This is a genomic window from Pseudomonas sp. Ant30-3 (assembly GCF_000690905.1).
Taxonomy (GTDB): Bacteria; Pseudomonadota; Gammaproteobacteria; order Pseudomonadales; family Pseudomonadaceae; genus Aquipseudomonas.
On the sequence record NZ_JMCL01000024.1, the window covers coordinates 1 to 26700 of the forward strand.

23 protein-coding genes and 1 pseudogene are annotated in these 26700 nt (G+C 59.1%); 9 read left to right on the forward strand and 15 right to left on the reverse strand.

The window, feature by feature from the left end; translation table 11 throughout:
* Nucleotides 1-178: 178 nt before the first annotated feature.
* From DU29_RS0105895 to DU29_RS0105910, 4 genes are all read right to left on the reverse strand, one after another.
* Complete coding sequence (locus DU29_RS0105895) at nucleotides 179-1498, reverse strand: leucine-rich repeat-containing protein kinase family protein (protein ID WP_028620892.1); 1320 nt, start codon at nucleotides 1496-1498, stop codon at nucleotides 179-181.
* A gap of 77 nt (nucleotides 1499-1575) precedes the next feature.
* Nucleotides 1576-2703 carry a cell division protein ZapE gene (gene zapE / locus DU29_RS0105900; protein ID WP_081832440.1) on the reverse strand — a complete coding sequence of 376 codons (1128 nt, stop codon included), beginning with the start codon at nucleotides 2701-2703 and terminating at the stop codon, nucleotides 1576-1578.
* Nucleotides 2704-2838: 135 nt separating this feature from the next.
* Nucleotides 2839-3591 (reverse strand): anti-sigma factor family protein, encoded by a 753-nt coding sequence (locus DU29_RS0105905; protein WP_028620894.1) that lies wholly within the window; start codon nucleotides 3589-3591, stop codon nucleotides 2839-2841.
* Nucleotides 3588-4094, reverse strand: a complete 507-nt coding sequence (locus DU29_RS0105910) for an RNA polymerase sigma factor (RefSeq protein ID WP_028620895.1) — start codon at nucleotides 4092-4094, stop codon at nucleotides 3588-3590. Before DU29_RS0105910 ends, DU29_RS0105905 begins: the two co-directional genes overlap by 4 nt.
* 153 nt (nucleotides 4095-4247) lie before the next feature.
* Here DU29_RS0105910 and DU29_RS0105915 point away from each other — a divergent pair, with 153 nt between their 5' ends.
* Both DU29_RS0105915 and DU29_RS0105920 read left to right on the forward strand, forming a co-directional pair.
* The gene (locus tag DU29_RS0105915; RefSeq protein ID WP_028620896.1) at nucleotides 4248-5333 is read left to right on the forward strand and encodes a catalase family peroxidase; all 1086 of its coding nucleotides are present in this window, start codon (nucleotides 4248-4250) and stop codon (nucleotides 5331-5333) included.
* Nucleotides 5330-5875, forward strand: a complete 546-nt coding sequence (locus DU29_RS0105920; protein ID WP_028620897.1) for a cytochrome b — start codon at nucleotides 5330-5332, stop codon at nucleotides 5873-5875. The genes DU29_RS0105915 and DU29_RS0105920 overlap by 4 nt, the downstream gene beginning before the upstream one ends.
* A 73-nt stretch (nucleotides 5876-5948) precedes the next feature.
* On the opposite strand, the gene DU29_RS0105925 is transcribed toward DU29_RS0105920, so the two are convergent.
* Nucleotides 5949-7151, reverse strand: coding sequence for an MFS transporter (locus DU29_RS0105925; protein WP_028620898.1), 1203 nt, complete (start codon nucleotides 7149-7151; stop codon nucleotides 5949-5951).
* 93 nt (nucleotides 7152-7244) lie between these two features.
* On the opposite strand from DU29_RS0105925, the gene DU29_RS0105930 reads away from it, so the two are divergent.
* A complete protein-coding gene (locus DU29_RS0105930) occupies nucleotides 7245-7691 on the forward strand; it encodes a winged helix-turn-helix transcriptional regulator (protein ID WP_028620899.1) in 447 nt (148 codons plus the stop codon).
* Between the two features lie 64 nt (nucleotides 7692-7755).
* Here DU29_RS0105930 and DU29_RS0105935 read toward each other — a convergent pair whose 3' ends face one another.
* A complete protein-coding gene (locus tag DU29_RS0105935; RefSeq protein ID WP_028620900.1) occupies nucleotides 7756-8907 on the reverse strand; it encodes a M14 family metallopeptidase in 1152 nt (383 codons plus the stop codon).
* Nucleotides 8908-9392: 485 nt separating this feature from the next.
* Complete coding sequence (locus DU29_RS0105940) at nucleotides 9393-9728, reverse strand: DUF6124 family protein (RefSeq protein WP_028620901.1); 336 nt, start codon at nucleotides 9726-9728, stop codon at nucleotides 9393-9395.
* 130 nt (nucleotides 9729-9858) lie between these two features.
* Here DU29_RS0105940 and DU29_RS0105945 point away from each other — a divergent pair, with 130 nt between their 5' ends.
* Complete coding sequence (locus DU29_RS0105945; RefSeq protein ID WP_028620902.1) at nucleotides 9859-10506, forward strand: LexA family protein; 648 nt, start codon at nucleotides 9859-9861, stop codon at nucleotides 10504-10506.
* Nucleotides 10507-10545: 39 nt separating this feature from the next.
* Here DU29_RS0105945 and DU29_RS0105950 read toward each other — a convergent pair whose 3' ends face one another.
* The 4 genes from DU29_RS0105950 to DU29_RS0105965 form a co-directional block, all read right to left on the reverse strand.
* On the reverse strand, nucleotides 10546-12495 hold the full coding sequence (locus DU29_RS0105950; RefSeq protein ID WP_028620903.1) for an acetyl/propionyl/methylcrotonyl-CoA carboxylase subunit alpha: 1950 nt from the start codon (nucleotides 12493-12495) through the stop codon (nucleotides 10546-10548).
* Nucleotides 12495-13304 carry a gamma-carboxygeranoyl-CoA hydratase gene (locus DU29_RS0105955; protein WP_028620904.1) on the reverse strand — a complete coding sequence of 270 codons (810 nt, stop codon included), beginning with the start codon at nucleotides 13302-13304 and terminating at the stop codon, nucleotides 12495-12497. The genes DU29_RS0105950 and DU29_RS0105955 overlap by 1 nt, the downstream gene beginning before the upstream one ends.
* A gap of 124 nt (nucleotides 13305-13428) precedes the next feature.
* Nucleotides 13429-15036, reverse strand: coding sequence for a carboxyl transferase domain-containing protein (locus DU29_RS0105960; RefSeq protein ID WP_028620905.1), 1608 nt, complete (start codon nucleotides 15034-15036; stop codon nucleotides 13429-13431).
* A 13-nt stretch (nucleotides 15037-15049) separates the two neighbouring features.
* Nucleotides 15050-16213, reverse strand: a complete 1164-nt coding sequence (locus tag DU29_RS0105965) for an isovaleryl-CoA dehydrogenase (protein WP_028620906.1) — start codon at nucleotides 16211-16213, stop codon at nucleotides 15050-15052.
* Nucleotides 16214-16460: 247 nt separating this feature from the next.
* Here DU29_RS0105965 and DU29_RS0105970 point away from each other — a divergent pair, with 247 nt between their 5' ends.
* Nucleotides 16461-18158: an AMP-binding protein gene (locus DU29_RS0105970; protein WP_028620907.1), complete on the forward strand. Its 1698-nt coding sequence runs from the start codon at nucleotides 16461-16463 to the stop codon at nucleotides 18156-18158.
* Nucleotides 18159-18824: 666 nt separating this feature from the next.
* Here the strand turns inward: DU29_RS0105970 and DU29_RS0105975 are convergent.
* The 3 genes from DU29_RS0105975 to DU29_RS0105985 all read right to left on the reverse strand — a co-directional run bounded on the left by DU29_RS0105975 (nucleotide 18825) and on the right by DU29_RS0105985 (nucleotide 21396).
* Nucleotides 18825-19733, reverse strand: coding sequence for a hydroxymethylglutaryl-CoA lyase (locus DU29_RS0105975; RefSeq protein WP_028620908.1), 909 nt, complete (start codon nucleotides 19731-19733; stop codon nucleotides 18825-18827).
* A gap of 159 nt (nucleotides 19734-19892) precedes the next feature.
* Nucleotides 19893-20291 carry a MerR family transcriptional regulator gene (locus DU29_RS0105980; RefSeq protein WP_028620909.1) on the reverse strand — a complete coding sequence of 133 codons (399 nt, stop codon included), beginning with the start codon at nucleotides 20289-20291 and terminating at the stop codon, nucleotides 19893-19895.
* Nucleotides 20292-20466: 175 nt separating this feature from the next.
* A complete protein-coding gene (locus tag DU29_RS0105985; protein ID WP_028620910.1) occupies nucleotides 20467-21396 on the reverse strand; it encodes a LysR family transcriptional regulator in 930 nt (309 codons plus the stop codon).
* A gap of 165 nt (nucleotides 21397-21561) precedes the next feature.
* Between DU29_RS0105985 and DU29_RS0105990 the strand changes: the two genes are divergently transcribed.
* Entirely contained in the window at nucleotides 21562-22791 is a 1230-nt protein-coding gene (locus tag DU29_RS0105990) for an acyl-CoA dehydrogenase (RefSeq protein ID WP_028620911.1), read from the forward strand.
* Nucleotides 22792-23064: 273 nt separating this feature from the next.
* Here DU29_RS0105990 and DU29_RS0105995 read toward each other — a convergent pair whose 3' ends face one another.
* Nucleotides 23065-23871: a TatD family hydrolase gene (locus tag DU29_RS0105995; RefSeq protein WP_028620912.1), complete on the reverse strand. Its 807-nt coding sequence runs from the start codon at nucleotides 23869-23871 to the stop codon at nucleotides 23065-23067.
* 233 nt (nucleotides 23872-24104) lie between these two features.
* On the opposite strand from DU29_RS0105995, the pseudogene DU29_RS0106000 reads away from it, so the two are divergent.
* The 3 genes and pseudogenes from DU29_RS0106000 (at nucleotide 24105) to DU29_RS0106010 (ending at nucleotide 26684) form a co-directional block, all read left to right on the forward strand.
* Nucleotides 24105-25524, forward strand: a pseudogene (locus DU29_RS0106000) (transglycosylase SLT domain-containing protein).
* A 105-nt stretch (nucleotides 25525-25629) separates the two neighbouring features.
* Nucleotides 25630-26064: a DoxX family protein gene (locus DU29_RS0106005; protein ID WP_028620914.1), complete on the forward strand. Its 435-nt coding sequence runs from the start codon at nucleotides 25630-25632 to the stop codon at nucleotides 26062-26064.
* 311 nt (nucleotides 26065-26375) lie between these two features.
* Entirely contained in the window at nucleotides 26376-26684 is a 309-nt protein-coding gene (locus DU29_RS0106010; RefSeq protein WP_028620915.1) for a hypothetical protein, read from the forward strand.
* The last annotated feature ends 16 nt before the right edge of the window (nucleotides 26685-26700 follow it).

The following is a 26700-nucleotide window of genomic DNA, read 5'->3' on the forward strand; positions in this document are numbered from 1 at the left end:
GAGGGGATTTATCCCCGTTGGACGGCGAAGCCGTCCCCTCCAAAAGCGACGACTGCTTCGCAGCCGAACGGGGATAAATCCCCTCGCCACACGAGCCAGCCTTGCCATAGATGCTTTGTCACACAAGCCAGCCTCGCCACTGGCTTGCCACCATCACCACAGATTTTGCATCCAACTACTAACCCGTGAACGCAGCCAATTCCCGCTCAATCTCGCCAAACCCCGGCCGAGCCAGCACATCAGGCTGACAGCAACGCTGCTGCAACGCCTCCAATCGAACGCGCGCCACATCGCTCAACCCCGAATCAATCCGCCCCAGCAATTCCCCTAAAAGAACCCCGAACGCACGCACTTCAATGCGCTGCAAAGCACGGCTTTCCAGGCTGTCCGCCGTGGCATGGAACGACGCCGCACCGAAGTCCCCGAGCAGGCAATCACCGCGCTCGTTGCACATAATATTGTGGCCATACAGGTCGCCGTGGGTGATGCCTTGCCGGTGCAGATGCTCGGCCACCGACGCGATGCCGGAGGCGATGCGCAATGCCACCTCTGCGCCAAAGCTCGCATCGTTGGCATATGCATCCCGAGTGCACGACGCCAGGCTCGGCAGTCCTGCAAGGTTGCCAAAGCTTGGATCGATCAGCTCCATCACCAGACCCGCCTGTCCCTCAGGATGCCCGGCGATACGGCCTTCAACCCGGATCAGATTGGCATGCAGCCCGGCGGTGATGCAGGCATTCATTTCGTGCAGCGGCGAGCCGTCACTGGTCATCTCGCCTTTGTACAGTTTGACCGCGACCTCAGCGACGGGTTGGTCCGGTCGTTGCCATGCCGCCCGGTAAATAACGCCCGAGGCGCCTTCGCCCAGTTGCGCCTGCAGGCTCAGCGTGGACCAGGCAATGACGGGCGTCGCGTCAAGCGCGGCGGCATCGGCTTCGGTTTCCAGCGGATTACCGGCGTAGGCCAGCCAGCTCAGGCTCGGCAGGGTCAGCAGCCAGTTCGGCAGCTCGGTGAGGCGGTTGGCGGCGACGCGAATCAGTTCCAGCCGATGGCACTGACGTAGGGTTTCCGGCAAACGCTGCAGACGATTTCCCGACAGCATGAGTTTTTGCAGATGCGGGCGTTCGCCCAGCTCGCTCGGCAGTTCGCGGATGCGGTTATCGGTGAGGATCAGCCACTGCAACAACGTCGGCAGGGAAGCGCCCGGCACGGTTTCGATTTTGTTGGCCTTGAAGCCGACCATGGTCAGCGCCGCGCATTGACCCAGGCACTCCGGCAGTTCGGTGAACAGGTTGTCCGAGCAAAAAATCACCCGTAGACGTGTCAGCCGATACAAATCATCGGGCAGGCTGCGCAAGGCGTTGCCGCTGAGATTAAGCACCTCAAGCGAATCGGCCAGCGCAAAAATTTCCCGGGGAAACTCGGTCAGTCCGCAGGACAAATCCAGGCGAGTGATGCCCGACAGTTGGCCGGCGCGTAATTGGGCGAGGGTGTGCATGAACGGATTCGCTGTTGATTATCGAGGTGGCGCGGGGCCTGGGAATGGCCGACATGATAGCGGGAAAGTTGCATACGTCAGGGCGCTTTCATTTCCACCAACTGCCCCAATCGGCTGCGGCTGCGAGCCAGATCAATCGCATCACCGCTCAGACTTTCGCGCAACGAGTGCTGCCCCAGCAGAATCAGATGCTTGTCCTGATCATAAAGAACATCCACCAGATTGATGAACCGTTGCTGCGCAGCGATTGAACAGTCATTCAGCAGGGGCAGTTCATCGATGACCCAGCGATCAAAGCGCCGGCACAACTCCAGGTAATCCATCACCGCAGTGGGCTGATCGCACAGGTCGCTGAAGGTGAACCCGACCGTGCGAGCTTCACAGAATCGGGCGCGCAAGTGGCGGGTCCCGACAGGCAAGGCAACGGCGGGAGCATCAGAGGGCGGCAGGTTCAACGCCTCGCGCTGCGCCACGCTGGCTGGCCAGACATAGCGACCCTGAGTGAACACTTGATGAGGATGGGGTTTCGCCTGGCTGCGAAAATCGTGATCACCGCCGACTTCCATGATTTGCATGCGTGCATTGATCAGTTCGATCACCGGTTTGAAACGCGCGTGATAAAGCGGGTTGGGCAGCAGGCCTTCGGGCGGGTAGTTGGAGGTGACCAGCAGCAGGATGCGGCGATGAAACAGTGCTTTGAACAACCGTGTGATGAGCATCGCGTCGCCGATGTCATGAACGTGAAACTCATCGAAACACAGCACCCGACAATCACGCAGTAACACGTCGAGCGTTGCTGTCAGCGCATCCGGGTGATCGCGGTGGGCGAACAAGCCCTCATGCAACTGCGCAAAAAAAGCATGAAAGTGCAGGCGTTGTTTTTGCGCGATTGACAGCGCCTGGAAGAACCCGTCGAGCAGCCAGCTCTTGCCGCGGCCGACAGCGCCGTACAGGTATAGACCGGGCAAGTTTTTCATCGAATCACTCAGCAGCACGCTGGCGTGTTGCGCCATGCAGTCGGTGACTCGCTGCTGGCTGTGACTGAGGGTGTAACCCTGAATGTGCGCTTTTTGCCGAAAAAAATCGTGGAACACGCTATTCGCTGTCGCGCTGCCAGCTACGGGCGCAGAAGACTTGCCGAATAGTCGGCGCAGGGGAGACCAGCGGGGTATGAAGCGTGAACGGTTGGGCGGTCGAACAGCCACTGTGAAGTCATCCCGTGAAGGTCATGCAAGCTCGCCGGGAGGCGACGCCGTATTGTAAACAAAGCGGCAAATTTGCTTCCAGCGATGTCAATGCTTAAGCCAAAGAAAAAGGCCACTCACAGAATTGGCTAGCGATCAAAATTGCTCGGTCTGCTTAAGCATCTGCGCGGCCGCTGTATCCGTCGGGCTGACCATCGCGTAGTTGTAACCGGCGCCAGACCAATACTCGGCCTGCAACTCTCCGTCACTGCGACTGCCGCGGGGCAGCAGGAAGTTTTTCGGTCCGGGTGGACGCACATAGAAACTGATTTTTTGCCCGCGCGGGTCTTCATACACCACCATCGCCGCCGGCCCTTGCTCAGTGCTGAGCAGCCGTCCGCTGACCGGTTTGAAACCCGCAGCGGACAGGTCCGGCAGGCGATTGGCCTGGGTGAAGTAGCGGTCGAGCCAGCCCTGCATATCGCCGCCGCCGTCAACTTTGTAGTCGGCGGGCAGCAGGCCTGTTTGCGCGAACAGGCGGTAAGCCTGCATCGCATCGCCCATCGGCTGCGCGGCACTGAGCAGTGTCATCTCCCGCGCCTGCCAACCGCTGAAACCGCCGACGCTGACGGCGATCAGCAATATCGCCGCGCTGGCCAGATGGCGCCGGGACTGGCGTTTCAGCCGTTGGCGAATCAACGCAGGATCAAGGTCCGGATTGGCCGGCTGCTGCAACGCGCCGCTCAACGCGGCTCGCAACTGCTGAGCGTCCTGTTGCCAGGCGCGCACTTGAGCAGAAACGTCGGCATTGTTTGCCAGAAACGTTTCCACCAGACGCCGGTCGTCGTCGCTGAGTTGATGGTCGATGTAAGCGTGCAGGTCGCGCTCGCTCGGGGGCATGCTGATCATTTGAGTCTCCGCAGGGAAGGGCGGGTGATTTCGCCGTCGCTGAGTTCGCGCAAAGCCTGGCGAGCACGGGACAGGCGCGACATCACGGTGCCGGTGGGCACGTTGAGAATTTGCGCTACCTCTTTGTAGCTCAGGCCTTCGACTGAAACCCACAGCAGCAGTGCACGTTGTTCGCTGTTGAGCTGATCGAACGCTTGCAGCGTCGATTGCGCGATCACCGTGCGCTCGACCGAGGGCTGTGAATCGTCACGACCGCTGAAAAATTCGAGCATTCGTGCGTATCGACGCGAGCGTCGATGGGCGTCCAGGAACTGCCGGTACAGAATCGAAAACAGCCAGGCGCGCAAATCGCCTTCGGGACGTTTGTCGCCCCAACTCGACAGCGCACGCTCGAGGCTCGCCTGCACTAGATCGTCAGCACTGCTGGAATTGCGCGTCAATGACACCGCGAAGCGTCGCAGTCTGGGAATGATTTCTCGCAGTTGTTCGTCGATGTCGTTCATGAAGGCTAGTCACTACGCTGTGGACAAGAGAGACGCCCGGCACTCGAGGTTATTCCACGCTCGAAAAAATAAATACGTGGCGATGGAATAAACAGTTGTGGGGCTCGTCTGCCTGTTTCTTCTCACTCGTGGCCGATGGCCCTGGAGTCTTTCATGGTAGATCACTCATCACCGCCCACCCGGCCGCCGCTGAGTGCAGCGAGCCTGACCTTGCGCCTGGCGGCCATTGCGGTGGTTGTGGCCGCCGTGGCCGGGGCTTTTGCCTACGTCAACGGCACCTTCGACCCACAGCGTCTGACCCCGACGAAACTGATCAATGTGCTGGAAACCAACAATGGTGTGCACCCCGGTTTTCGGCGCAACCACTCCAAAGGAGTGTGCGTGATCGGTCATTTCGAAAGCAGTGGCGAGGCCCGCAGCTACTCCACTGCTCAAGTATTCAACGATGCGCGCACGCCAGTAGTGGGACGTTTCGCACTGCCGGCGGGTAATCCTTATGCGCCGGACAGCAGCGTGCCGATCCGCAGTCTGGCGTTGCGCTTCACCCAGACGAATGGTCAGCAGTGGCGCACCGGGATGAACAGCATGCCGGTGTTTCCGGTGGGCACGCCCGAAGCGTTCTATCAATTGCAACAGGCGCAGTCGCCTGATCCTGCCACCGGCAAACCAAACCCGGCAGCGGTGCCCGCATTCTTTAAATCGCACCCCGAAGCCGGGCCGTTTCTGGCGTGGATCAAGACCGCCAAACCATCGGCCAGTTATGTGACGGAGACCTACAACAGCGTCAACGCGTTTTATCTGGTCGACGCGGCCGGGAAAAAACAAGCGGTGCGCTGGAGCATGGTGCCAGTGGCGCGCGATGCAGCCGGTGACACGGCGCCAGAAGGGGCTGATTTCCTCGAGAAAGATTTGTTGCAGCGAATGGGCGCCGGTCCGTTGCGTTGGCAGTTGAACCTCACGCTGGCCAATGCCGGCGATCCGGTCAACGACGCCAGTAAAACCTGGCCGCAGGACCGCAAGGTGCTGAACGCCGGGACCCTTGTTCTTGAAAGCACCCAGCCGCAACTGAATGGCGAGTGCCGCGATATCAACTATGACCCACTGGTGTTGCCATCCGGCATCGAGGGGTCTGACGATCCGTTGCTGGCCGCGCGTTCTGCCGGTTACGCCAGTTCCTACCTGCGTCGCACCAGCGAAGTCGGCCAGTTGCCTGCCGCTAAACAGGAGGCTCAACAATGAGCGCTCAACCAAGTCATTTCGCGCCTTTGGCGCGACTGCTGCACTGGCTGATGGCGTTGATGATCATCGCCATGCTGTTTATCGGCGCGGGCATGGTTGCTTCGGTGTCCGAGCGTCATGAGTGGCTGCTTAATCTGCACAAACCGCTGGGCATCGCGATTCTGCTGCTGGTCATCGTGCGTCTGGGTGTGCGTTTTTCGACCCGGCAACCTCCGTTGCCGGCTGACCTGCCAAATTGGCAAGCGCTGGCCGCCAAGGCTTCGCATCTGGTGCTGTATTCGCTGATGTTCATTCTGCCGCTGCTCGGCTGGGCGATGATTTCGGCCGCGGGCGATCCGGTGATGCTCGGCAGTTCGCTGCGGTTGCCGTCGATCATGCCGGCCGATGCGCAGGTGTTTGCGTTTCTGCGCAAGGCCCACGGGTATCTGGCGTATCTGTTGTTCCTGACGGTGCTGCTGCATCTGGCGGCGGCATTGTTCCACGGTTGGGTGCGCCGTGATGAGGTGCTGGACAGCATGGTGCGGGGCAGGGATCGCGGCTGATTCCACAGATCCCCGGTAGCAGCTGGCGTAGCCTGCGTCCGGCTGCGATGCGGGCTTTGCCAGCTGTTAACGCTCAATGCGAAGCCGCTTCCAAGGGTTGGCTTCGGGGAGCCAGCGTTCGCCACCAATAAAGCAACGCCAATGCATTGATTCCCGCACCTAAAAGACAAACGCCGATCCACCCGGCCCACGCATACATCGCGGTCGAACTGATCGAGCCCAGCGCACTGCCGACCGAATAGAACAGCATGTAGCCCGCGGTCAGGCGACTTTGTGCTTCGGGGCGCACGCTGTAGATCATGCTCTGGCTGGTGACATGCACGGCTTGAAGCCCCAGGTCGAGCGTGATTACGCCGAGCAGCAAAGCCCACAGCGAGGATTGAGTCAGGGCGATAGGCAGCCATGACACCAGCATCAGTAGCAATGACAAGCCACTGACCCATTGCCCCCAACCCCGATCTGCCAGATGCCCGGCGCGAGCAGCGCCCAGTGCCCCGGCGGCGCCGGCCAGACCGAACAACCCGATTTGCGTGTGAGACAGTGACAGCGGTGGGGCACTGAGCGGCAACACCATGGGGGTCCACAGCACCATGGCGCTGGCGAAGGTCAACAGTGCCAGAATCGCTCGCTGGCGCAGCACCGGTTCTTCCCTGAACAGCGCGAACACCGAGCCAAGCAACGACGCGTAGGATTGCGCGGGTTGCGGGTCTTCATGTTTGGGCAGCACCCGCCACAGCAACAGCGCCATCACCAGGGTCAGACCTGCCGACAGCAGATAAACCGAACGCCAACCGGCCAGATCGGCCATGCCCCCGGCCACCGTTCGCGCCAACAGAATGCCGACGACGATGCCACTGGTCACCACGCCCACCACCCGCCCGCGTTCGGCCGGCACCGCCAGCGTCGCGGCGTAGGCCACCAACACTTGCGTGACGACGGCCAACAAGCCGGTCAGCGTCATCCCGATCAACAGCCAGGTGCTGTCGGCAGCGAATGCGATCATCAGCAGCGCCAGCGCCGATAACAGCGTTTGCGTGACGATCAGCCGCCGCCGGTTCAGCAGATCGCCAAGCGGCACCAGCAGCAACAGGCCAACGCCATAACCGACCTGAGTCAGCGTCACGACAATGCCAATGGTGGCCGGATCCATGGCAAAGGTGTCGGCCATGGCATCGAGCAGCGGCTGTGCGTAATACACGTTGCAGACGGCTAGCCCACAAGCCACGGCAAACAGCAGCACGACGCTCGTGCTCAGGGTTGAATCGCTGGTTTTCATGCGCAACTCCAAAGTGGTTTCTAAATAAAACCAGTTGCACGGTAAGGAGTCTGGTTTTATATTGCAACCACATTTGTCTTGCAGGGCGTCTTCGTGGCCAAACGAACGAGTATGGGAAATGCCGAATGCCCGGTTGCGCGCTCACTGGATGCCATTGGCGATTGGTGGTCGTTGTTGATCGTGCGCGATGCGTTCGATGGGATCTGCCGATTCGGTGAGTTTCAGCGCAGTTTGGGCATGGCGAAAAATATTCTGTCCGCACGTTTGCGCACTTTGGTGGCCCACGGGATTTTTGATCTGGTGCCGGCATCGGATGGCAGCGCGTATCAGGAATATGTGCTGACGGAGAAGGGCAAAGGGTTGTTCCCGCTGATCATCGGTCTGCGGCAGTGGGGCGAGGCTTTTTTCTTCGAGGAAGGAGAGGCGCATTCACGAGTGGTCGATCGCGCTCAGGGTCAGCCGGTGCGACCGCTGGAATTGCGCGCCGAGGATGGGCGATTGCTGGGGCCAGAGGATTGTGTGCGGATCGCGGCCGAGTAATCGCTGTTTTGCAGGCTTTGCCACGCGTAAAAGCTGACGCAGCCTGCGATCGTTTGATCTTCGCTCAGCGCAAGCTATCGATCATCTCGGCCACGGTCGTCAACACGTCCTTGCCCAACTGCTTCGAACGCTTGCCGGACCAGCCTGTCAGCGGGTCAGGCTTGTCGTTGTTGTCCTTGAAAGGCATCTCCAGGGTCAGTGACAGGCAGTCGAATTTTTCGCCGACGCTGTTGCAGGCCAGGGTCATATTGGCTCTGCCGGGCAGGTCGCGGGTGTAGCCGTATTTGGTCTGGAAGTCCTTGGTCAGGTGCTTCAGATGGCTACGGAAATGCTCTTCGAGTTTTTCCAGACGCGGCGTATAGCCCGGGTTGCCTTCACAACCGGCCGTGAAAACGTAGGGGATTTCTTCATCGCCGTGAACGTCGAGGAACAGGTCAACGCCGTACTTCTCCATTTGCGTCTGAGCGAACAGCACTTCCGGGCTGATTTCCTGGCTGGCGTTCTGCCAGGCGCGGTTCAGATCCTGGCCCATCGCGTTGGTGCGCAGGTGACCATGGAAGGCGCCGTCCGGATTCATGTTCGGCACCAGGTACAGGTCGGCGCTGGCGAGCAGTTTTTGCATGACCGGATCATCGTGCTTTTCCAGGCGTTCGATCACGCCTTCCATGAACCACTCCGCCATGTGCTCGCCCGGGTGTTGTTGCGCAATCATCCAGACTTTGCGCTGGCCTTCAGCGCCGCTGCCCTTGCGCAGTAGCTGGATGTCGCGACCTTCGACACTCTTGCCGGTGGCCAGCAATTGCGCGCCGGCCTTGGTCAGCGCCTGCTCGATGAGCCAGTCGTGGCGACCGCGGCTGTAGGGTTCGAAATACGCAAACCAGGCGTGGGTGGCGGTGGCCTCGAGGCTGAAACGCAGGCAGTCGCCTTCGAAAATGGTCGGCACCCGGAACCAGTTGACGTGATCGTAAGACGCGACCGCCTGGTAACCCTCCCAGGCTTTGTTATAGGAAGACTGACTGGCGTTGTTCAAACGAAACCAGTGCTCCTGACCTACATGGAGGCCGCTGGCTTTGAAATGAAACCACTGGAAATGCTTGCTGCGAGTATCGGGCCGGATGGCGAGCAATGCCTGCAGCGGGTTGCTGATATCCAGCACTTCGATATTGCCGCTGTCAAAATTTGCGCTGATGCCGAAAGAGGATTTAGCCACGGTCATAATCGGTTCCTGAATATGATTTTTATGGCTGCTACTTTACACGCTGGGAAGGAGGGAATCGGCAGAAAATGCGCAGTAAGACGGGGGGCGTCCTCCCTGACGCCGCCGCAGCTTGGAGACCGCTTGATTGATTCTCAAGTGCTATTTTTGATTAGTTTTGACCAATGTTGACGGGCCTGTCTCGCTAACGAATGTTCTTTTGCTATCATCCGCGCCATCGAATTTGCAGCACCCCAAGACTTCATTAGCCTGAAGGTAAAGCCAGAATAACTGGCAAAAAAAGACCCGGCAAAAAGCCGGGTCAAAAACCGTGATTAGCCTGATGAGGAGATCGTTCAGGAGACCGACCTAAGGTCTCTTGGACAATCGACTGATCTCGCGACCAGCTGCATGCAATAATAATCATTCTCGTTTGCAAGTCAAATTATTTTATCCCCGGTACAGGCGCCTTGCGTTTCGGCGCCCCTCAGAAACTCCCTTCAGCTTTACTTGTTGCCTTGCAAAGAACGGTCGACCATCGCTTTCGCCATGTCGATCATGTGCACCGTCGAGAAAGCCAGATCCCGGTTGACGCCCTGTAGATGGCTGGCCGATTCATAGGCAATGGCGGCGGCACAACGCAGCAGATCGGTTGCATGCACCAGGGCTTCTTCACTGCTGATATTGCGATTGACGTCGAAAAAACGGTCCTCAACAGCCTCTTCTGAAACAGCCGGTTTCAAGTAATAGTCCAGCGCGCGCTGTGCGGCCGCAGAGCCTTTTGCAGAAGTGAGAGAGGTGTCGATGGGCACATCTGTCGCGTCGTTGCTGGGGATAGTGATGGTCATGGTCCTACTCCTTGTAAGGTTGAAATCCGTGATCCAATCTTAGTACAGCCTGTATTTGTTACGAGCATTTAACTACTACAATGTGTGTTTTGCAGCCGGGAGTCACCCACGTATCGTGCCGCCCATGGATAAATGGATAGAGTTGGTCAAAGCCAAGATGAGTGAGATGAAAATCACTCAAGAGGTACTCGCCGATCGCTTGGGCATGTCTCAGGGCGGCATCGGTCACTGGCTGAATAAACGTCGCGAACCCGGTATCGATGACATGAATCGAGTACTCCGCGCGCTTGGGATGGATTTTCTCGAAGTGGCGCTGGTCATCAGGGAACCGGACCCTGCCGCTGATGACAGTCAGGATCTCGTGCAGAAGTACAACCCTTATTTCCGATACCCGGTGAGTGACTGGCGAGGAACCAGCGAGGTTCGCGATGGCGAGCGAACGGTGTACCGCACGCCGCAATTCGAATTGACGGATTACCACGCCCAGGGCGCAGCGTTCTGGCTCCGGGTGGTGGGCGATGCGATGACCGCACCCAGCGGCCTCAGTATTTGCGAAGGCATGATGATTCTGGTCGATCCCGACATCGTCCCCGAACCGGGAAAAATGCTGATCGTGCAGTGGCCGGACAGTAGCGAGGCGACTTTCCGCAAGCTGATCGAAGAGGGCGGGCAGCGTTACCTGGTCCCGCTCAATCCCACCTATCCGAAAGCCCTGTTCACCGACACGTGCAATATCATCGGCGTGGTGGTTCAGGCGACCGCCCGATTCTAGTCAGACCGGTCCTGCGCGAAGGCAGGACCGATTTTCTTTTCACGCCTCTTCCAGTTCAACCAGCGCGGCGCCTTCGCTGACCATTTCGCCTTCCTGGCAATACAGCGCCTTGATGACTCCGGCGTGCGGCGCGCGAATGCTGTGCTCCATCTTCATGGCTTCCAGCACCACCAGTTGCGCGCCGGCTTCAACCGTTTGCCCGGCCTCAACGAGCACCCGCACGATGCTGCCGTTCATCGGTGCGGTCAGCCCGCCCTGATGACTGTGACTGGCTTCGACGGCGCTAATAGGATCATAGGATTCGATGCGGCGCAGCTCACCTTGCCACTGCAAATAGACAACGCCATCGCGACGAATAGCCCGATGTTTGCGGCGCAAACCGTTGTGCTCGGTGGACAGATGCTCGCCGTTGAGATGCGCCGAAGTGGCATCGCCCAACGTCAGCGCCCGATCCTGGCCTTCACACATCAAATGCAGGCTCGTCTCGTTCGGCAGCCCTGCCCGAAAACCGTTGCTGATCGCCCACGGTGAAGCAGGATCATCGACACGGGGAATGCTCGGCTGGCTTTGGGCAAACGCTTGAGCGGCGGCTTGCCAGAATTCATCACTGAGGGGCGCAGGTATCGGCAGCAATTGCTCGTGATAACGCGGGATGAACCCGGTATCCAGCTCCGCAGCGGCAAAGGCCGGATGAGCGATGATGCGCCGCAGAAAATTGATGTTGGTCTTGAGCCCGCCAATCGCAAATTCATCGAGCATGCTCAACAAACGCAGGCGCGCCTGCTCACGATCCTCGCCCCAGGCAATCAGCTTGCCGAGCATCGGGTCGTAGAACGGCGAGACCTCGTCACCTTCTTCAACACCGCTGTCGACCCGACGTCCCGGACCTGGTGCCGATTCGCGGTACAACTCGAGACGCCCCGTCGCAGGCAGGAAATCATTGCCCGGGTCTTCGGCATACAAGCGCACTTCGATGGCGTGGCCAAGCAGCGGAACCTGCTCCTGTGTCATTGGCAGCGCTTCACCCCGCGCCACGCGGATTTGCCAGGCCACCAGGTCAAGTCCGGTGATGGCTTCAGTGACCGGATGTTCGACTTGCAGGCGCGTGTTCATCTCCATGAAGAAGAACTCGCCGCGCGCATCCAGCAAAAACTCGACGGTACCGGCGCCGACGTAACCGATGGCTTGCGCCGAACGCACGGCGGCTTCACCCATCGCCCGCCGCAGTTCCGGGCCCAGCCCGGGTGCCGGGGCTTCTTCGACGACTTTCTGATGACGCCGCTGGATCGAGCAATCGCGCTCGTTGAGGTACAGGCAGTTGCCGTGCTGGTCAGCGAAAATCTGGATCTCGACGTGGCGCGGTTTCAGCAGGTATTTCTCCACCAGCATGCGCGAGTCGCCAAACGATGATTGGGCTTCGCGCTGAGCTGAGGCGAGGGCTTCGGCCAGTTGGCTGACCTCCTCGACGACTTTCATCCCTTTGCCGCCGCCCCCGGCCGTGGCCTTGAGCAGCACCGGGTAACCGATGCGTTCGCAGGCGTCGCGGAAGGTGTCGAGGTCCTGGGCTTCGCCGTGATAACCGGGCACCAGCGGCACGCCGGCGGTTTCCATCAAGGCTTTGGCGGCGGATTTGCTGCCCATGGCGTCAATGGCGGAGGCCGGCGGGCCTAGGAAGATCAAGCCGGCAGATTCGATGGCGCGGGCGAACCCGGCATTCTCCGACAGGAAGCCGTAGCCGGGATGGATCGCCTGGGCGCCGCTGGCCTTGGCCGCGGCGATCAGCTTGTCGATTTGCAGGTAGCTGTCGGCGGCCTTACTGCCACCGAGGTCTACTCGAATATCCGCTTCGCGGCTGTGCCGGGCATCTCGGTCGGTCGCGCTGTGCACGGCCACGGTGGTCAGGCCCAACGCTTTAGCGGTGCGCATCACTCGGCAAGCGATTTCGCCGCGGTTGGCCACCAGCAAAGTGGTGATGACAGGTGCGCTCATCAACGCGGCTCCTTGGTTGCGGCATGCCAGTTAGGCGGACGTTTTTGCAGAAAGGCCCGCAGACCCTCCTGGCCTTCGGGGCTGACGCGGATACGGGCGATCGCATTCTCTGTGTAGCGGCGCAGCGCCGGCGTCAGTGCGCCGTTCCCCACTTCGCGCAGCAGGTCCTTGCTGACGCGCATGGCGGCGGGGCTGTTGAGCAACAGGTTGTCGATCCATTGCTCGACACTCTGCTCCAGTTCGATGGTGGGATAACTCTCCGACAACAAGCCGATTTCCCGCGCCCGTTGTCCGCCAAATCGCTCAGCCGTCAGCGCATAACGGCGCGCCGCCCGTTCGCCAATGGCCTGTACCACGAACGGGCTGATCACCGCAGGGGCCAGGCCGATGCGCACTTCCGACAGGCAGAACTGCGCGTCATCGGCACCAATCGCCATGTCGCAGCAACTGATCAAACCCAGTGCGCCGCCGAATGCAGCTCCTTGCACCACGGCGAGGGTAGGGATTTTCAGTTTGGCGAGGTTGTACATCAACTCTGCCAGTTCCCGCGCGTCATCGAGGTTGGTGTGGTAATCGAGTTCGGCCGATTGCTGCATCCACGCCAGATCGGCGCCAGCGCTGAAATGTTTGCCACGCCCTCGCACCAGTAAAAAACGCAGACTGGCGTCGCTCGACACCTTGTCCAGCGCGAGGATCAGTTCGCGGATCATCTCGGCGTTGAAGGCGTTGTTCTTTTCTTCACGGCTGAGCCACAGGGTCGCAAAACCCCGCGGGTCGTTCAGCAGTTCGATGGTATTGAAGTCGCTCATATTCGTCCGTCTCCACAACTCATGTGGGAGCGGGCTTGCTCGCGAAAGCGATGGCGGTTTCACGATTGCTTCGCAACCGACCGGGAGCAAGCTCCCTCGCCACACAAGCCCGCCCCACAGAAAATCACATCCGGAACACGCCGAAGCGGCTCGGTTCGATTGGCGCATTCAGCGATGCGGACAGGGCCAGCGCCAATATGTCGCGGGTTTGTGCCGGGTCGATGACACCGTCATCCCAAAGCCGGGCGCTGGAGTAGTAGGGGTGACCCTGCTCTTCGTACTGATCGAGAATCGGTTGCTTGATCTCGGCTTCCTGTTCGGCACTGAAACCCTGACCACTGCGCTCAGCCTGCTCGCGCTTGACTTGCACCAACACACCGGCCGCTTGTTCGGCGCCCATGACGCCGATGCGCGCGTTCGGCCACATCCACAGAAAACGCGGATCGTAAGCTCGTCCGCACATGCCATAGTTACCGGCCCCGAAACTGCCGCCAATGATCACGGTGAATTTCGGCACCTTGGCGCACGCCACGGCAGTGACCAGTTTTGCGCCGTGCTTGGCAATGCCGCCGGCCTCGTATTTCTGGCCGACCATGAAGCCGGTGATGTTTTGCAGGAACAGCAGAGGAATGCCGCGTTGGCAGGCCAGTTCGATAAAGTGCGCGCCTTTTTGCGCGGCCTCGGCGAAGAGGATGCCGTTGTTGGCGAGGATGGCAATCGGATACCCGTGAAGGTGGGAAAAACCGCACACCAGCGTAGTCCCGAACAGCGCCTTGAATTCATCGAATACAGACCCGTCCACTAACCGCGCAATCACTTCACGCACGTCGAACGGTTGCTTGGCATCGGCCGAAACCACACCGTACAACTCGTCGCTGGCATAAAGCGGGGCGATCGGTGCGCGCTGCTTGACTTCGCCGAGCTTGCGCCAGTTGAGATTGGCGATGCTGCGCCGGGCAATGGCGAGAGCGTGTTCGTCGCTCTCGGCATAATGGTCGGCGACCCCGGAAATCTTGCAGTGCACATCGGCACCGCCCAGATCTTCGGCGCTGACCACTTCACCGGTTGCGGCTTTCACCAGCGGCGGGCCGGCGAGGAATATAGTTGCCTGCTGGCGCACCATGATCGCCTCGTCCGCCATCGCCGGCACGTAAGCGCCGCCCGCAGTGCAAGAGCCCATCACCACGGCGATTTGCGGAATGCCCATGGCGCTCATGTTGGCCTGGTTGAAGAAAATCCGCCCGAAGTGTTCTCGGTCCGGAAATACTTCATCCTGCCGCGGCAGATTGGCGCCGCCCGAATCCACCAGATAAATGCAAGGCAGGCGATTCTGCTGGGCGATGGTCTGTGCGCGCAGGTGTTTTTTCACGGTCAATGGATAATATGAGCCACCTTTGACCGTGGCATCGTTGGCGACAATCATGCACTCAATGCCTTCGACTCGACCGATCCCGGCTATGACGCCCGCGGCCGGCACGTCTTCGCCGTACACCTCGTAGGCGGCGAGTTGGCTGATCTCGAGGAACGGTGAGCCCGGATCGAGCAACCGATTGATGCGCTCGCGAGGCAGCAGTTTGCCTCGGGACGTGTGCCGTTCTTGCGCTTTCGCGCCGCCACCTTGCTGCACTTTGGCGAGCAGGGTGTGCAGAGCGCCGACCTGTTCGAGCATCGCCGCACTGTTGCTGGCGAACTCCGCTGAACGCGGGTTGAGCTGGGTATGCAGGATAGCCATGGACAGCTCCGTTTCAGCGAGTTTCGTTAAACAGTTCGCGGCCGATCAGCATGCGACGGATCTCACTGGTGCCGGCGCCGATTTCGTACAGCTTGGCGTCACGCAGCAGACGACCCGCCGGGAATTCGTTGATGTAACCGTTACCACCAAGAATCTGGATCGCGTCGAGGGCCATTTGCGTGGCGCGTTCGGCGCTGTAGAGGATCACGCCGGCGGCGTCCTTGCGAGTGGTTTCACCGCGTTCGCAGGCTTGGGCAACCGCGTAGAGGTAGGCGCGGCTGGCGTTGAGCTGGGTGTACATGTCGGCGACTTTGCCCTGGATCAGCTGGAACTCGCCGATGCTTTGGCCGAACTGCTTGCGGTCGTGAATGTACGGCACGATCAGGTCCATGCACGCTTGCATGATCCCGGTCGGGCCACCGGAAAGCACGACGCGCTCGTAATCGAGTCCGCTCATGAGCACTTTCACGCCACCGTTGAGCACGCCAAGAATGTTTTCCTCCGGCACTTCAACGTCGTCGAAAAACAGCTCGCAAGTGTTCGAGCCGCGCATGCCGAGCTTGTCGAATTTATTGCTGCGGCTGAAGCCTTTCCAGTCGCGCTCGACGATAAACGCGGTGATACCGTGCGGGCCTTTTTCCAGATCGGTTTTGGCGTAGATCACATAAGTGCTGGCGTCAGGGCCGTTGGTGATCCAGGTTTTGCTGCCATTGAGCACGTAGTGGTCGCCGCGTTTGTCGGCACGCAGTTTCATTGAAACTACGTCTGAGCCGGCATTCGGCTCGCTCATGGCCAGCGCACCGACGTGCTCGCCGCTGATCAGCTTGGGCAGGTATTTGGATTTCTGATCGTGGTTGCCGTTGCGGTTGATCTGGTTGACGCAGAGGTTGGAATGCGCGCCGTAGGACAGCGCAACCGAGGCCGAGCCCCGGCTGATTTCTTCCATCGCCACCACATGCGCCAGGTAACCCAGGCCTGCGCCGCCGTACTCTTCCGGCACGGTGACACCGAGCAGGCCCATGTCGCCGAATTTGCGCCACAGATCGTCAGGGAACAGGTTGTCGATGTCGATTTGAGCAGCGCGCGGGGCGATCTCTTTGGCGACGAAGGACTGAACCTGATCGCGCAACATGTCGATGGTTTCACCGAGGGCGAAGTTCAGGGATGGGTAGCTCATGGGGCACCTTTTGGCTTTTTTGTAGGGTGGAGAGAGGATGATTCAGTTCTCACCTTTACGTTAACGTAAGCCTGCGACGAATGACTGTCAATCACCCTTTACGTTAACGTTAACTTGAGTGATTCTTTAGGCGCACAACCTGCTTGCGATGGATGCAACCATAAGAGGCGTCAGCTCGATAAGCGCGCCGCTGTTTGTTGCGGACAAGCCAGTTCGCTCTTATAAAAACAAAAGGGGACGTCACGTCATGGATCAGCCCGGCGCAAAATCGCAACGCAGCTATACCCGTGGTTCTCAGGACAAACCGCTACTGGCGATGACCATCGGCGAGGCGTTCGATAACACGGTCATGCAGTATCCCGACGGTGAGGCGCTGGTCGTGCGGCATCAGCAGCTGCGTTACACCTGGCAGCAACTGTCCGACGCTGTTGACCTTCACGCCCGGGCTCTACTGGCGCTGGGTCTGCAAACCGGCGACCGTCTCGGCATCTGGGCGCCGAATTGTGCGCAGTGGTGCATCAGCCAGTTCGCCAGTGCGAAGCTCGGCGTGATTCTGGTCAACATCAATCCGGCTTACCGCAGTTCCGAGCTTGAGTACGCGCTGAAGCAATCGGGCTGCCAGTGGCTTGTGTGCGTCGGTGCTTTCAAAACCTCGGATTACCACGCGATGTTGCAGGGATTGCTGCCGGAGCTGGCAGAGCAGTCGATCGGGCATTTACGCAGCGAGCGCCTAGCGGATCTGCGCGGCGTGATCAGCCTTGATTCGCAGCCGCCTTCGGGTTTCCTGCCGTGGTCGCAGCTGGCCGACCTCGCGCTCAGCGTTTCACCACATCAGTTGCGCGAGCGCCAGGACAGTCTGCACTTCGACCAACCGGTGAACATCCAGTACACCTCTGGCACCACGGGTTTCCCCAAGGGCGCGACCCTCAGTCATTACAACATTCTCAACAACGGCTACATGGTCGGCGAAAGCCTCGGCCTGACCGCGAGCGATCGTCTGGTCATTCCTGTGCCGCTCTATCACTGCTTCGGCATGGTCATGGGCAATCTGGGTTGCATCACCCATGGCAGCACCATGATTTATCCCAATGATGCATTCGATCCACAACTGACGCTGGCCACTGTCGCCGAAGAAAAAGCCACCGCGCTCTACGGCGTACCGACCATGTTCATTGCCTTGCTCGATCAGCCGCAGCGTGCCGAATTTGACCTGTCGAGCCTGCGCACCGGGATCATGGCGGGCGCAACCTGTCCGATCGAGGTGATGCGCCGGGTCATCTGCGAACTGCACATGAGCGAAGTGCAGATTGCCTACGGCATGACGGAAACCAGTCCGGTGTCCTTGCAGACCGGGCCGTCAGACGAGCTGGAAGTGCGCGTCACCACCGTCGGCCGCACTCAGCCGCAACTGGAAAGCAAGATCATCGACGAAGGGGGCAACCCGGTGCCGCGCGGCACCATCGGCGAACTGTGCACCCGCGGTTACAGCGTCATGCTCGGCTATTGGAACAATCCGCAGGGTACCGCCGACGCCATCGACCCGGCCGGCTGGATGCACACCGGCGATCTGGCGAGCATGAACGATGAAGGCTACGTGTGCATCGCCGGGCGCAACAAGGACATGATCATCCGCGGCGGTGAGAATATTTACCCGCGGGAGCTGGAGGAGTTCTTCTTTACCCATCCGGCGGTTGCGGACGTGCAGGTAATCGGGATTCCGTGCTCGCGTTATGGCGAAGAAATTGTTGCCTGGATCAAGTTTCATCCGGGGCACAGCACCAACGAACTGGAACTGCAAACCTGGTGCAAGGAGCGCATCGCCCACTTCAAGACGCCGCGGCATTTCAAATTCGTCGAGGAGTTTCCAATGACCGTGACCGGCAAAATTCAAAAATTCCGCATGCGCGAGATCAGTATCGAGGAGCTGCGCGAAGAGCCGTTATGACAAATTCTCCCCTTGTGGGAGCCAGCCTGCTGGCGATAGCGGTGGTTCAGATACGCGAATGGATGGACACTCCGCAATCGCCAGCAGGCTGGCTCCCACAGAGGTGGTGAGCAAATCCGAATCGCAGAAAGCACAAAGGGGAGCCGAGGCTCCCCTTTAATTTGTCGTTGCGTGCTCTTTTTTTATTATTGAGGGGCGGTCTTTTGTTGTTTTTGGAAACCGTGACCCTTTACCGCTGTTTTTATCGATCCCCATCCGGGATCAAGAGCAAACGTATTTTTTTGAGCGCTGATCTACTTTTTCGCTGAGCGATCCAACCAGTACTGGAGCTACCTGGAGGTAGTTTTATTATTCTCTGTCCGGTTGCGGGTTACTCCGAAAAGCACCCTGACAAGCACATCCTCTCCAAAAAAATCTGTTAGCTGCGTCTCTGCCGTGTTGTTCTTGTTATATCAGAGTCGTTTCGTCTTATTTTTATTGGTTTGCTGCTTTTTATTCTTGTTATGCCATAGAGATAGCAGAAGCCGTGCCAACTTTATAAAACCCTTTTAATTCAAAGGCTTGAGTTTTTAGGGGGATTTTACGTCAGGTGAAATCCGACAATTTGTTTCCGTGTTACTCGCTTGTCCCCCACATTTCGGACCGCGCGGTAACACCTTGGTCACATCAGTCTGCATACTGCGCGCTCCGTACCTTGGCCACGCGCGAACCGGTCGGGCGACCCAGCACCGTGCAGATCTGCTGACCCGCCAGAATCAAGGCGTCCAGATCAATTCCAGTATCGATGCCCAAGCCATTCAACAGGTACACCACGTCTTCGGTCGCAACGTTACCGCTGGCGCCTTTTGCGTAGGGACAGCCGCCGAGACCGGCGATGGAACTGTCGAACACCGAGATGCCTTCGAGCAGGCTGGCATAGATATTGGCCATCGCCTGGCCATAGGTGTCGTGGAAATGCCCGGCCAGTTTCTCACGAGGCACATCGGCCGATACCACTTCAAACATCGTACGGGTAGCGCCCGCGGTGCCAGTACCAATGGTGTCGCCAAGAGAGACCTCGTAGCAGCCCATCGCATACAGCTCCCGGGCGACACGGGCGACTTGCTCGGGTTTGACGTCGCCCTCGTACGGGCAACCCAGTACGCAGGACACATAACCGCGCACCTTCACGCCGTGCTGCCGGGCAGCGTCCATGATCGGCTCGAAGCGCTGCAGGCTCTCGCTGATCGAGCAATTGATGTTGCGCTGGGAGAACGCTTCCGAAGCGGCAGCAAACACCGCGACTTCCTTGACCCCGGCGGCAATCGCGTCTTCGAAACCGCGCAGGTTCGGCGCGAGGGCGGCATAGGTCACCCCCGGCTGGCGCTGGATCTGCGCGAAGACGTCAGCGGAACCGGCCATTTGCGGCACCCATTTGGGCGATACGAAACTGCCGACTTCTATATAGCCCAGGCCGGCAGCAGTCAGCGCATTAACCAGTTGTACTTTGTCGGTGACGCTGATCGGTTGAGCTTCGTTTTGCAGCCCGTCGCGGGGGCCGACTTCGACCAGGCGTACGTGGGAGGGTAGGGGCATGGGAATCGACCTGTGCTGATTGACTGAGTGCACTGAAGACCTGTGGGAGCGGGCTTGCTTGCGAAGCGGTGTATCCGCCAACATTTTTGTTGAATGTGAGTCCGCATTCGTCGGAATGCCGCCCAGACCAAGCCCGCTCCCACAGGAGACAGCGTGAACTTACTGAATTGATTGACTCTTGATTGTCTGTTCCAGCGCCTGAGTGCAGCGCTCCTGCGCGGTATCAAGTTCCAGCTTCATCTGTTCAATGTCGAGCATCTGTTGCTCCAGCTGATCCCGGCGCTCGGCTATTTTGGTCAGCATGGTTTGCAGCTGTTTCTGATTGCCGCCGGTGGGGTCGTAGAGTTCGATCAGCTCGCGGCATTCGGCCAGCGAAAAGCCGATGCGCTTGCCGCGCAGGATCAGCTTCAGACTGACTTTGTCCCGTGGCGAATAAATCCGTTCCTGGCCGCGCCGCTCCGGGCTGAGCAGGCCTTGCTCTTCGTAAAAACGAATCGCCCGGGTGGTGATGTCGAGCTCGCGGGCGAGGTCGGAGATGCTGTAGGTCTGGCTGCTCATGGAAGCGCTCGGAAAGGTCATGGCGCTAAGCTAATGGCAGGTTGACGTTTACGTCAAGGGGCGCGGTTCTGTGGTGTTGCCACTGGCCTCATCGCGAGCAGGCTCGCTCCCACATTATCTGCATTCGTTCGATAGGAATTTGAACGAATGTGGGAGCGAGCCTGGGTTACGGCTCCTACACCTTATCGAGCTTCTTCTCATGCGCCGTTACTTGCTGGCACAGCTCGATCATCTGCTCGCGCATCCAGCGGTTAGCCGGGTCCTGATCGGTGCTTTCGTGCCAGTAAAGGTGGGTTTCCACGGGCGGCACGTCATTCACAGGCAGGCTGAACGCGTGCAGATCGTTGCGCCGGGCAAAACGCTCCGGCACGGTCATGACCATGTCGGTCTGCTGCAACACTTGTGAAGCCATCAGGTAATGCTGGGAGCGCAGGGCGATCTTGCGTTGAATGCCCATTTTGCCCAACGCCAGGTCAACGTGACCGAGGCCACTGCGGCGACTGGAAATATGAATGTGGGTCAGCGCCAGGTAATCATCCAGAGTCAGTTTCTCTTTGCCGGCCAGTGGATGGCCCTTGCGCATGGCGCACACGTAGCGATCTTCCATCAACTTGACGTGGCGCACTTGTGGGTCGGTGTTGAGCGGTGCATCCACCGCGAAGTCGAGACGACCGGCCGCCAGTTCCTTGGTGGTTTCGCGACGCTTGGACAGAAAACTTTCGATGATCACCGTCGGTGCCAGGCGGCGCAGGCGCTGGAACAGCGGCGGCAGGATCACGGCTTCGGTAAGGTCGGTCATGCTGATGCGATACGTCTTGACCGCCTGCAGCGGGTTGAAGATGCGGCTTTCCTGCACGGAAACCCGCAGCAGCGACAGGGCGTTACGCACCGGGCCGATGATGTTCTGCGCCATCGGAGTCGGCACCATGCCCTGGGCGGTTCGCACGAACAATGGATCGTTGAATGTCTCGCGCAGGCGGGCCAGAGCGTTCGAGACCGCCGGTTGAGTGATGCCGACAATCTGCCCCGCGCGGGTCAGGTTGGCTTCGGTGTAGATCGCGTCGAAGACGATGAAAAGGTTGAGGTCGACCTTGCTCAGATTCATTGCGCGGCACTCTTATTGTTGGGTCTCAATCAGCCGATCATATATCGGTGATGAATGTTAATACACGCCGAGAATAGGCTAGGTAAATTTTCGTTGCTGTTCTAGCATCGATTGCATGATCTGAACAACTCCTCTGAAACCTCACTTTGAAAGGTAGAGCTGCCCATGGATTTCGCTTATTCGCCCAAGGTGCAAGAACTGCGTGAGCGCGTGACCGCGTTCATGGACACCTACGTTTACCCCGCCGAAGCCGTGTTCGAGCGCCAAGTTGCCGAGGGCGATCGCTGGCAGCCGACGGCAATCATGGAGGAGCTCAAACTCAAGGCCAAGGCCGAAGGGCTGTGGAATTTGTTTCTGCCTGAGTCGCAACTCGGCGCCGGCCTGACCAACCTTGAATACGCCCCACTGGCGGAAATCATGGGCCGTTCGTTGCTCGGGCCTGAGCCGTTCAACTGTTCCGCACCGGACACCGGCAACATGGAAGTCCTGGTGCGCTATGCCAACGAAGAACAGAAACAACGCTGGCTCGAGCCGCTGCTGCGCGGCGAAATTCGCTCGGCATTCGCCATGACTGAACCGGACGTCGCGTCATCGGACGCTACCAACATGGCCGCTCGAGCCGTGCGTGATGGCGATGAGTGGGTGATCAACGGCAAAAAATGGTGGACGTCGGGCGCTTGCGATCCGCGCTGCAAGATCATGATTTTCATGGGGCTGAGCAATCCCGACGCACCGCGTCACGCTCAGCACTCGATGATCCTGGTGCCGGTGGATACGCCCGGCGTGAAGATTGTCCGTCCGCTGCCGGTGTTCGGTTACGACGATGCGCCTCACGGTCATGCTGAAGTGCTGTTCGAAAACGTCCGCGTGCCGTACGAAAACGTCCTGTTGGGTGAAGGGCGCGGCTTTGAAATCGCTCAGGGGCGCCTCGGGCCAGGCCGGATTCACCATTGCATGCGGTCGATCGGCATGGCGGAGCGTGCGCTGGAGTTGATGTGCAAGCGCTCGGTCAACCGGACGGCTTTTGGCAAACCGTTGGCGCGCCTCGGCGGCAACATCGACAAGATTGCCGACTCTCGGATGGAGATCGACATGGCACGCCTGCTCACGTTGAAAGCGGCTTACATGATGGACACCGTCGGCAACAAGATCGCCAAGAGTGAAATCGCACAGATCAAAGTGGTCGCACCGAATGTGGCCCTGCGGGTGATCGACCGTGCGATCCAGATTCACGGCGGGGCAGGGGTGTCCAACGACTTCCCGCTGGCCTATATGTACGCGATGCAACGCACGCTGCGCCTGGCCGATGGCCCGGACGAAGTGCACCGCGCAGCGATCGGCAAATTTGAAATCGGCAAATACGTGCCGAAGGAAATGCTGCGCAGCGGTCAGTAATCCTGTAGCAAAGCCTGCTCTGGCGAGTGTACTCAATGCCTGTGGGAGCAAAGCTTGCTTGCGATGGCATTGGATCAGCCGACATTAATGCTGGCTGGCAGGGCCTCATCGCGGGCAAGCCCGGCTCCCACAGGGATCGATGTCGTCTGGATCAACGCGATCCATTGTAGGAGCTGGCTTGCCAGCGATGGTGGCCTTCGATCCAGTCTGATTCTCGCGAATGTACTCAGGCCTGTGGGAGCCAAGCTTGCCAGCGATGCCGGCTTTCGAACCTCAGTCGATCACTGGCATCCCAAAAAAAGCCCGCGCGCAGGCGGTTGTGTGCGCGGCCAGCGCTTCCTCGCTTTCCCCGCGATGCATTGCCACTTCGCGCAGCACTTCGGTCAAATACGCCGGCTCGTTGCGGCCGTTTTTTGGCTTGGGCCGCAAGCTGCGTGGCAACAGGTAAGGCGCGTCACTTTCCAGCATCAACCGTCCGCGTTTGATCTCCTTCACCAACGGATGCAGATGAGTGCCACGACGTTCGTCACAAATCCAGCCAGTGATGCCGATGTGCAAGTCCTGATCGAGGTAACTGAACAGCGCCTTTTTTTCGCCGGTGAAGCAATGCACCACGGCGGCAGGTAGCTGGTCGCGATAATCGCGGAGGATTTCCAGCAAGCGCTGACTGGCGTCGCGTTCATGAAGGAAGACCGGCATTTGCAGTTCGACCGCCATCGCCAGATGTTCTTCGAGGACTTTTTCCTGTTGCGGACGAGGCGAGAAATCACGATTGAAATCCAGCCCGCATTCACCCACGGCGAGCACTCGTGGCTCCGTGAGCAAACTGCGCAGACGCTGAGCGCTGTCTGCGTTCCAGTCGCTGGCGGAATGTGGATGAAGGCCAGCGGTGGCAAACAATCGCAGCGCCGTGTCATCCAGCTGTTGGCACAGCTCCAGTGCCTGCTCACTGCCCTCGACACTGGTGCCGGTCAGCACCAGTTGGCAGACGCCGGCCGCATAGGCGCGATCGAGCACAGCCTGATGTTTGTCGGCAAAACCGGGGTTGGTCAGGTTGACGCCAATATCGATGAGTTGCATGGTGCTACCTCGGACCAAAGGCCGGAAAGCATATCAGAGCTGTAGATTTATAAGAAAAGCCAAGAACTACAAAGGGTTGTGACGGTCTGCTAAAGCCGCAATACTGGCCGGATTGGCAAGGTGCCACCACTGTGCCAGTCTTGCGCACTTGCCAGCGCTCAATGCGCTCTGTTTCTGTCGTTCGATTTCCCGGTATTTTTCGGAATCGGCCCAGTATTCTTCCCGGAGAGTGGATGACACGTCCCTCGATTCTGCTACTGCTGTGTTGTTCGCTGCTGCTGCCGATGCCGGCAGTCGCGCGTCTTGCCGGCCCGCTGCAAGCTGTGCCGGCGGCAAAGGTCCGTGATCTCGCGGAGATCCGCAGCAGTCGCGTGTTGCGCGTACTGGTCAATCAGAGCCGCAACAGCTCCGGCGAAGTTCAGGGTCAGGCCATAGGTGTCGAATATCATCGCCTGCGCGCTTTCGAGCAATACCTGAATGGCCACGCTCGTGATGGCCAGGAAATTACCCTCAAGATCATTCCCAAAGCCAAGGATCAATTGCTCGGCGCGTTGCAGCGCGGCGAGGGCGACCTGGTTGCGCCTGGTGAGCTGCTTGATCTGCAGCCCGGTTATGCGGTGAGTTCAAGCGAGCCGGTCGCCCGTAATGTGCCGTTGCTGTTGGTGGGGATCAAAGGTGAGCGACGCTTTACTCGACTGGAGCAGCTTTCCGGCAAAACCCTGGCGTTGCCGACCGGCAGCGCTGCCGGGGACGCCGTCAGTCAAATCAACCAGAAGCTGGCGCTGCACAAACTGCCGCCGGTCAATATCGAATGGGTCGACCCCAGTCTGGCGGTCGAGGATGTGCTGGAAATGGTTCAGGGCGGAATCTTTCACCTGACCATCGTCGAGCAACCCATTGCCGAACGCTGGGGCAAGATTTTGCCGAAGTTGCGCTTCGATCGGCAGGTGGTGATCAGCGATCCGGGTGAGGAATTCTGGTTCGTGCGCCGTGATGCATCAATGCTGCGTGCCAGCATCGATCGTTTTCTGACGGGGTACAAAAAACCTTCGGATCAGGATGTGGCATTTGTGCGCATCTATAGACGCCTGTATCAGGTGCACTATCCGCTGGCGAAAGCGGATCGTAAACGGCTCGAAAGTCTGCGGCCTGTGCTGCAGAAACACGCCGACGCGCAAGGCATGGACTGGCTAAACCTCGCGGCGCTGGCGTTCAAGGAGTCGCGACTGCAACCCAATGCGCGCAGTGGCAGAGGCCCGACAGGCTTGATGCAGATCACCCCGTCGGCGGCGCAGCGGGTAGGGGTCAACAATATTCAGAATCTTGATGCCAATGTGCAGGCCGGTGCCAAGTACCTCGCGATGATCCGGCGCAAGTTTTTCGCCAGCCCCAAGCTCAACGAACGCGAGCGCATGGCATTTGTGCTGGCGGCCTACAACATCGGGCCGGAGCGTGTTCAGGCGATGCGTGCCGAGGCGCGGCGACGAGGCCTGAATCCTAATCAGTGGTTCTTCCAGGTCGAGCGTATTGCCATGGAGCAGGTGGGAATGGGACCTGTCAGCTATGTTAATAGCGTGAACAAGTATTACCTGGCGTTCGATCGCGAGCGGGAGTCGCTAGAGCCAGGGACAGAAAGTCGTCTCTCGCAAATAATCAGATAAACTGATGGTTATGACGAGATATTTGCGCTTTTGGCATTTATATATTCGATTAAGATGGCGACCAACATTACTCAACTCTCAAAATGGATGACACAGCATGAGCTCAATGATCAATAAGGTTTTGTTTACCCACGCTGGCTACGGCCTGACAGTTTTGCGTATTTTCGTCGGCATCATTTTCGCTGCACATGGTGCGCAGAAGCTTTTTGGCGCGTTTGGCGGACACGGTTTGGCAGGCACTGCGCAGTTCATGGAAAGCCTCGGGCTGGCACCGGGCTATCTGATGGCGATGCTGGCCGGTGGTACCGAATTTTTTGGCGGTCTGGCGTTGATTGTCGGCCTGCTGGCTCGCCCTGCGGCATTGGGGCTGACGTTTGTTTCGCTGGTGGCAATTTTCACGGTGCACATCAGCAATGGTTTGTTTATGGCCAACAATGGCTATGAGTTTGCCCTGGCGTTGCTCGGCGGGAGTATTGCGGTGTTGATCGAGGGGGCCGGTAAATTGTCGGTTGATCGGGCCATTGCCGGGTAATGTCGCGAGTGCCGAGGCTGCCTGCGAGCTAGCCTGACCTGGACGGGTGTGCGGTGAAGACAATGGACGCAGAGCCTCCATGACCTCTCACTTCACACCCGTTTTTTATTGCGCGTCATTCTTGACACTGCTCGGTCAGCTTCTCTACGATGTTGCTCATGCGCCGATTTAAACAGCTACTTGCGGGGCGCCAGGTGACTCACAGAGTTGCCGACAGAAGCTTGCAACACAGCTTCGAAATACCGCTAAAGCGCTGGTTCGGTGTTGCCTCTCACCTGCCATGCAGACTTTTGAGGCAGAGACACGACACGATGAATGCACTAAGCCCCGTTGCACGCCCCGCGCCGATCACGGCACATCTCACCCAGCGTAATCCAAAAATCCTGCTTGGCGGCAATCATCAGCCGACGCTTCTGCGTTACCTCGATGGCTGGCCACGTCGTAACGGCGGGCCTGCGGCTTTCCTGATCCAGTTTGTCGAAGACGGCGAATCACTGGCACGTTTTGCCAGCGACAGTTTCGATCTGGCGGTGATTCAATCACCCAATCTGGAGGACGCGGCAGAAGTCATCAAGCAACTGACACGCGTCGCTCGACAAGGGCTGATCACCCGCCGCTGAGGCTTACGGGTAGTCG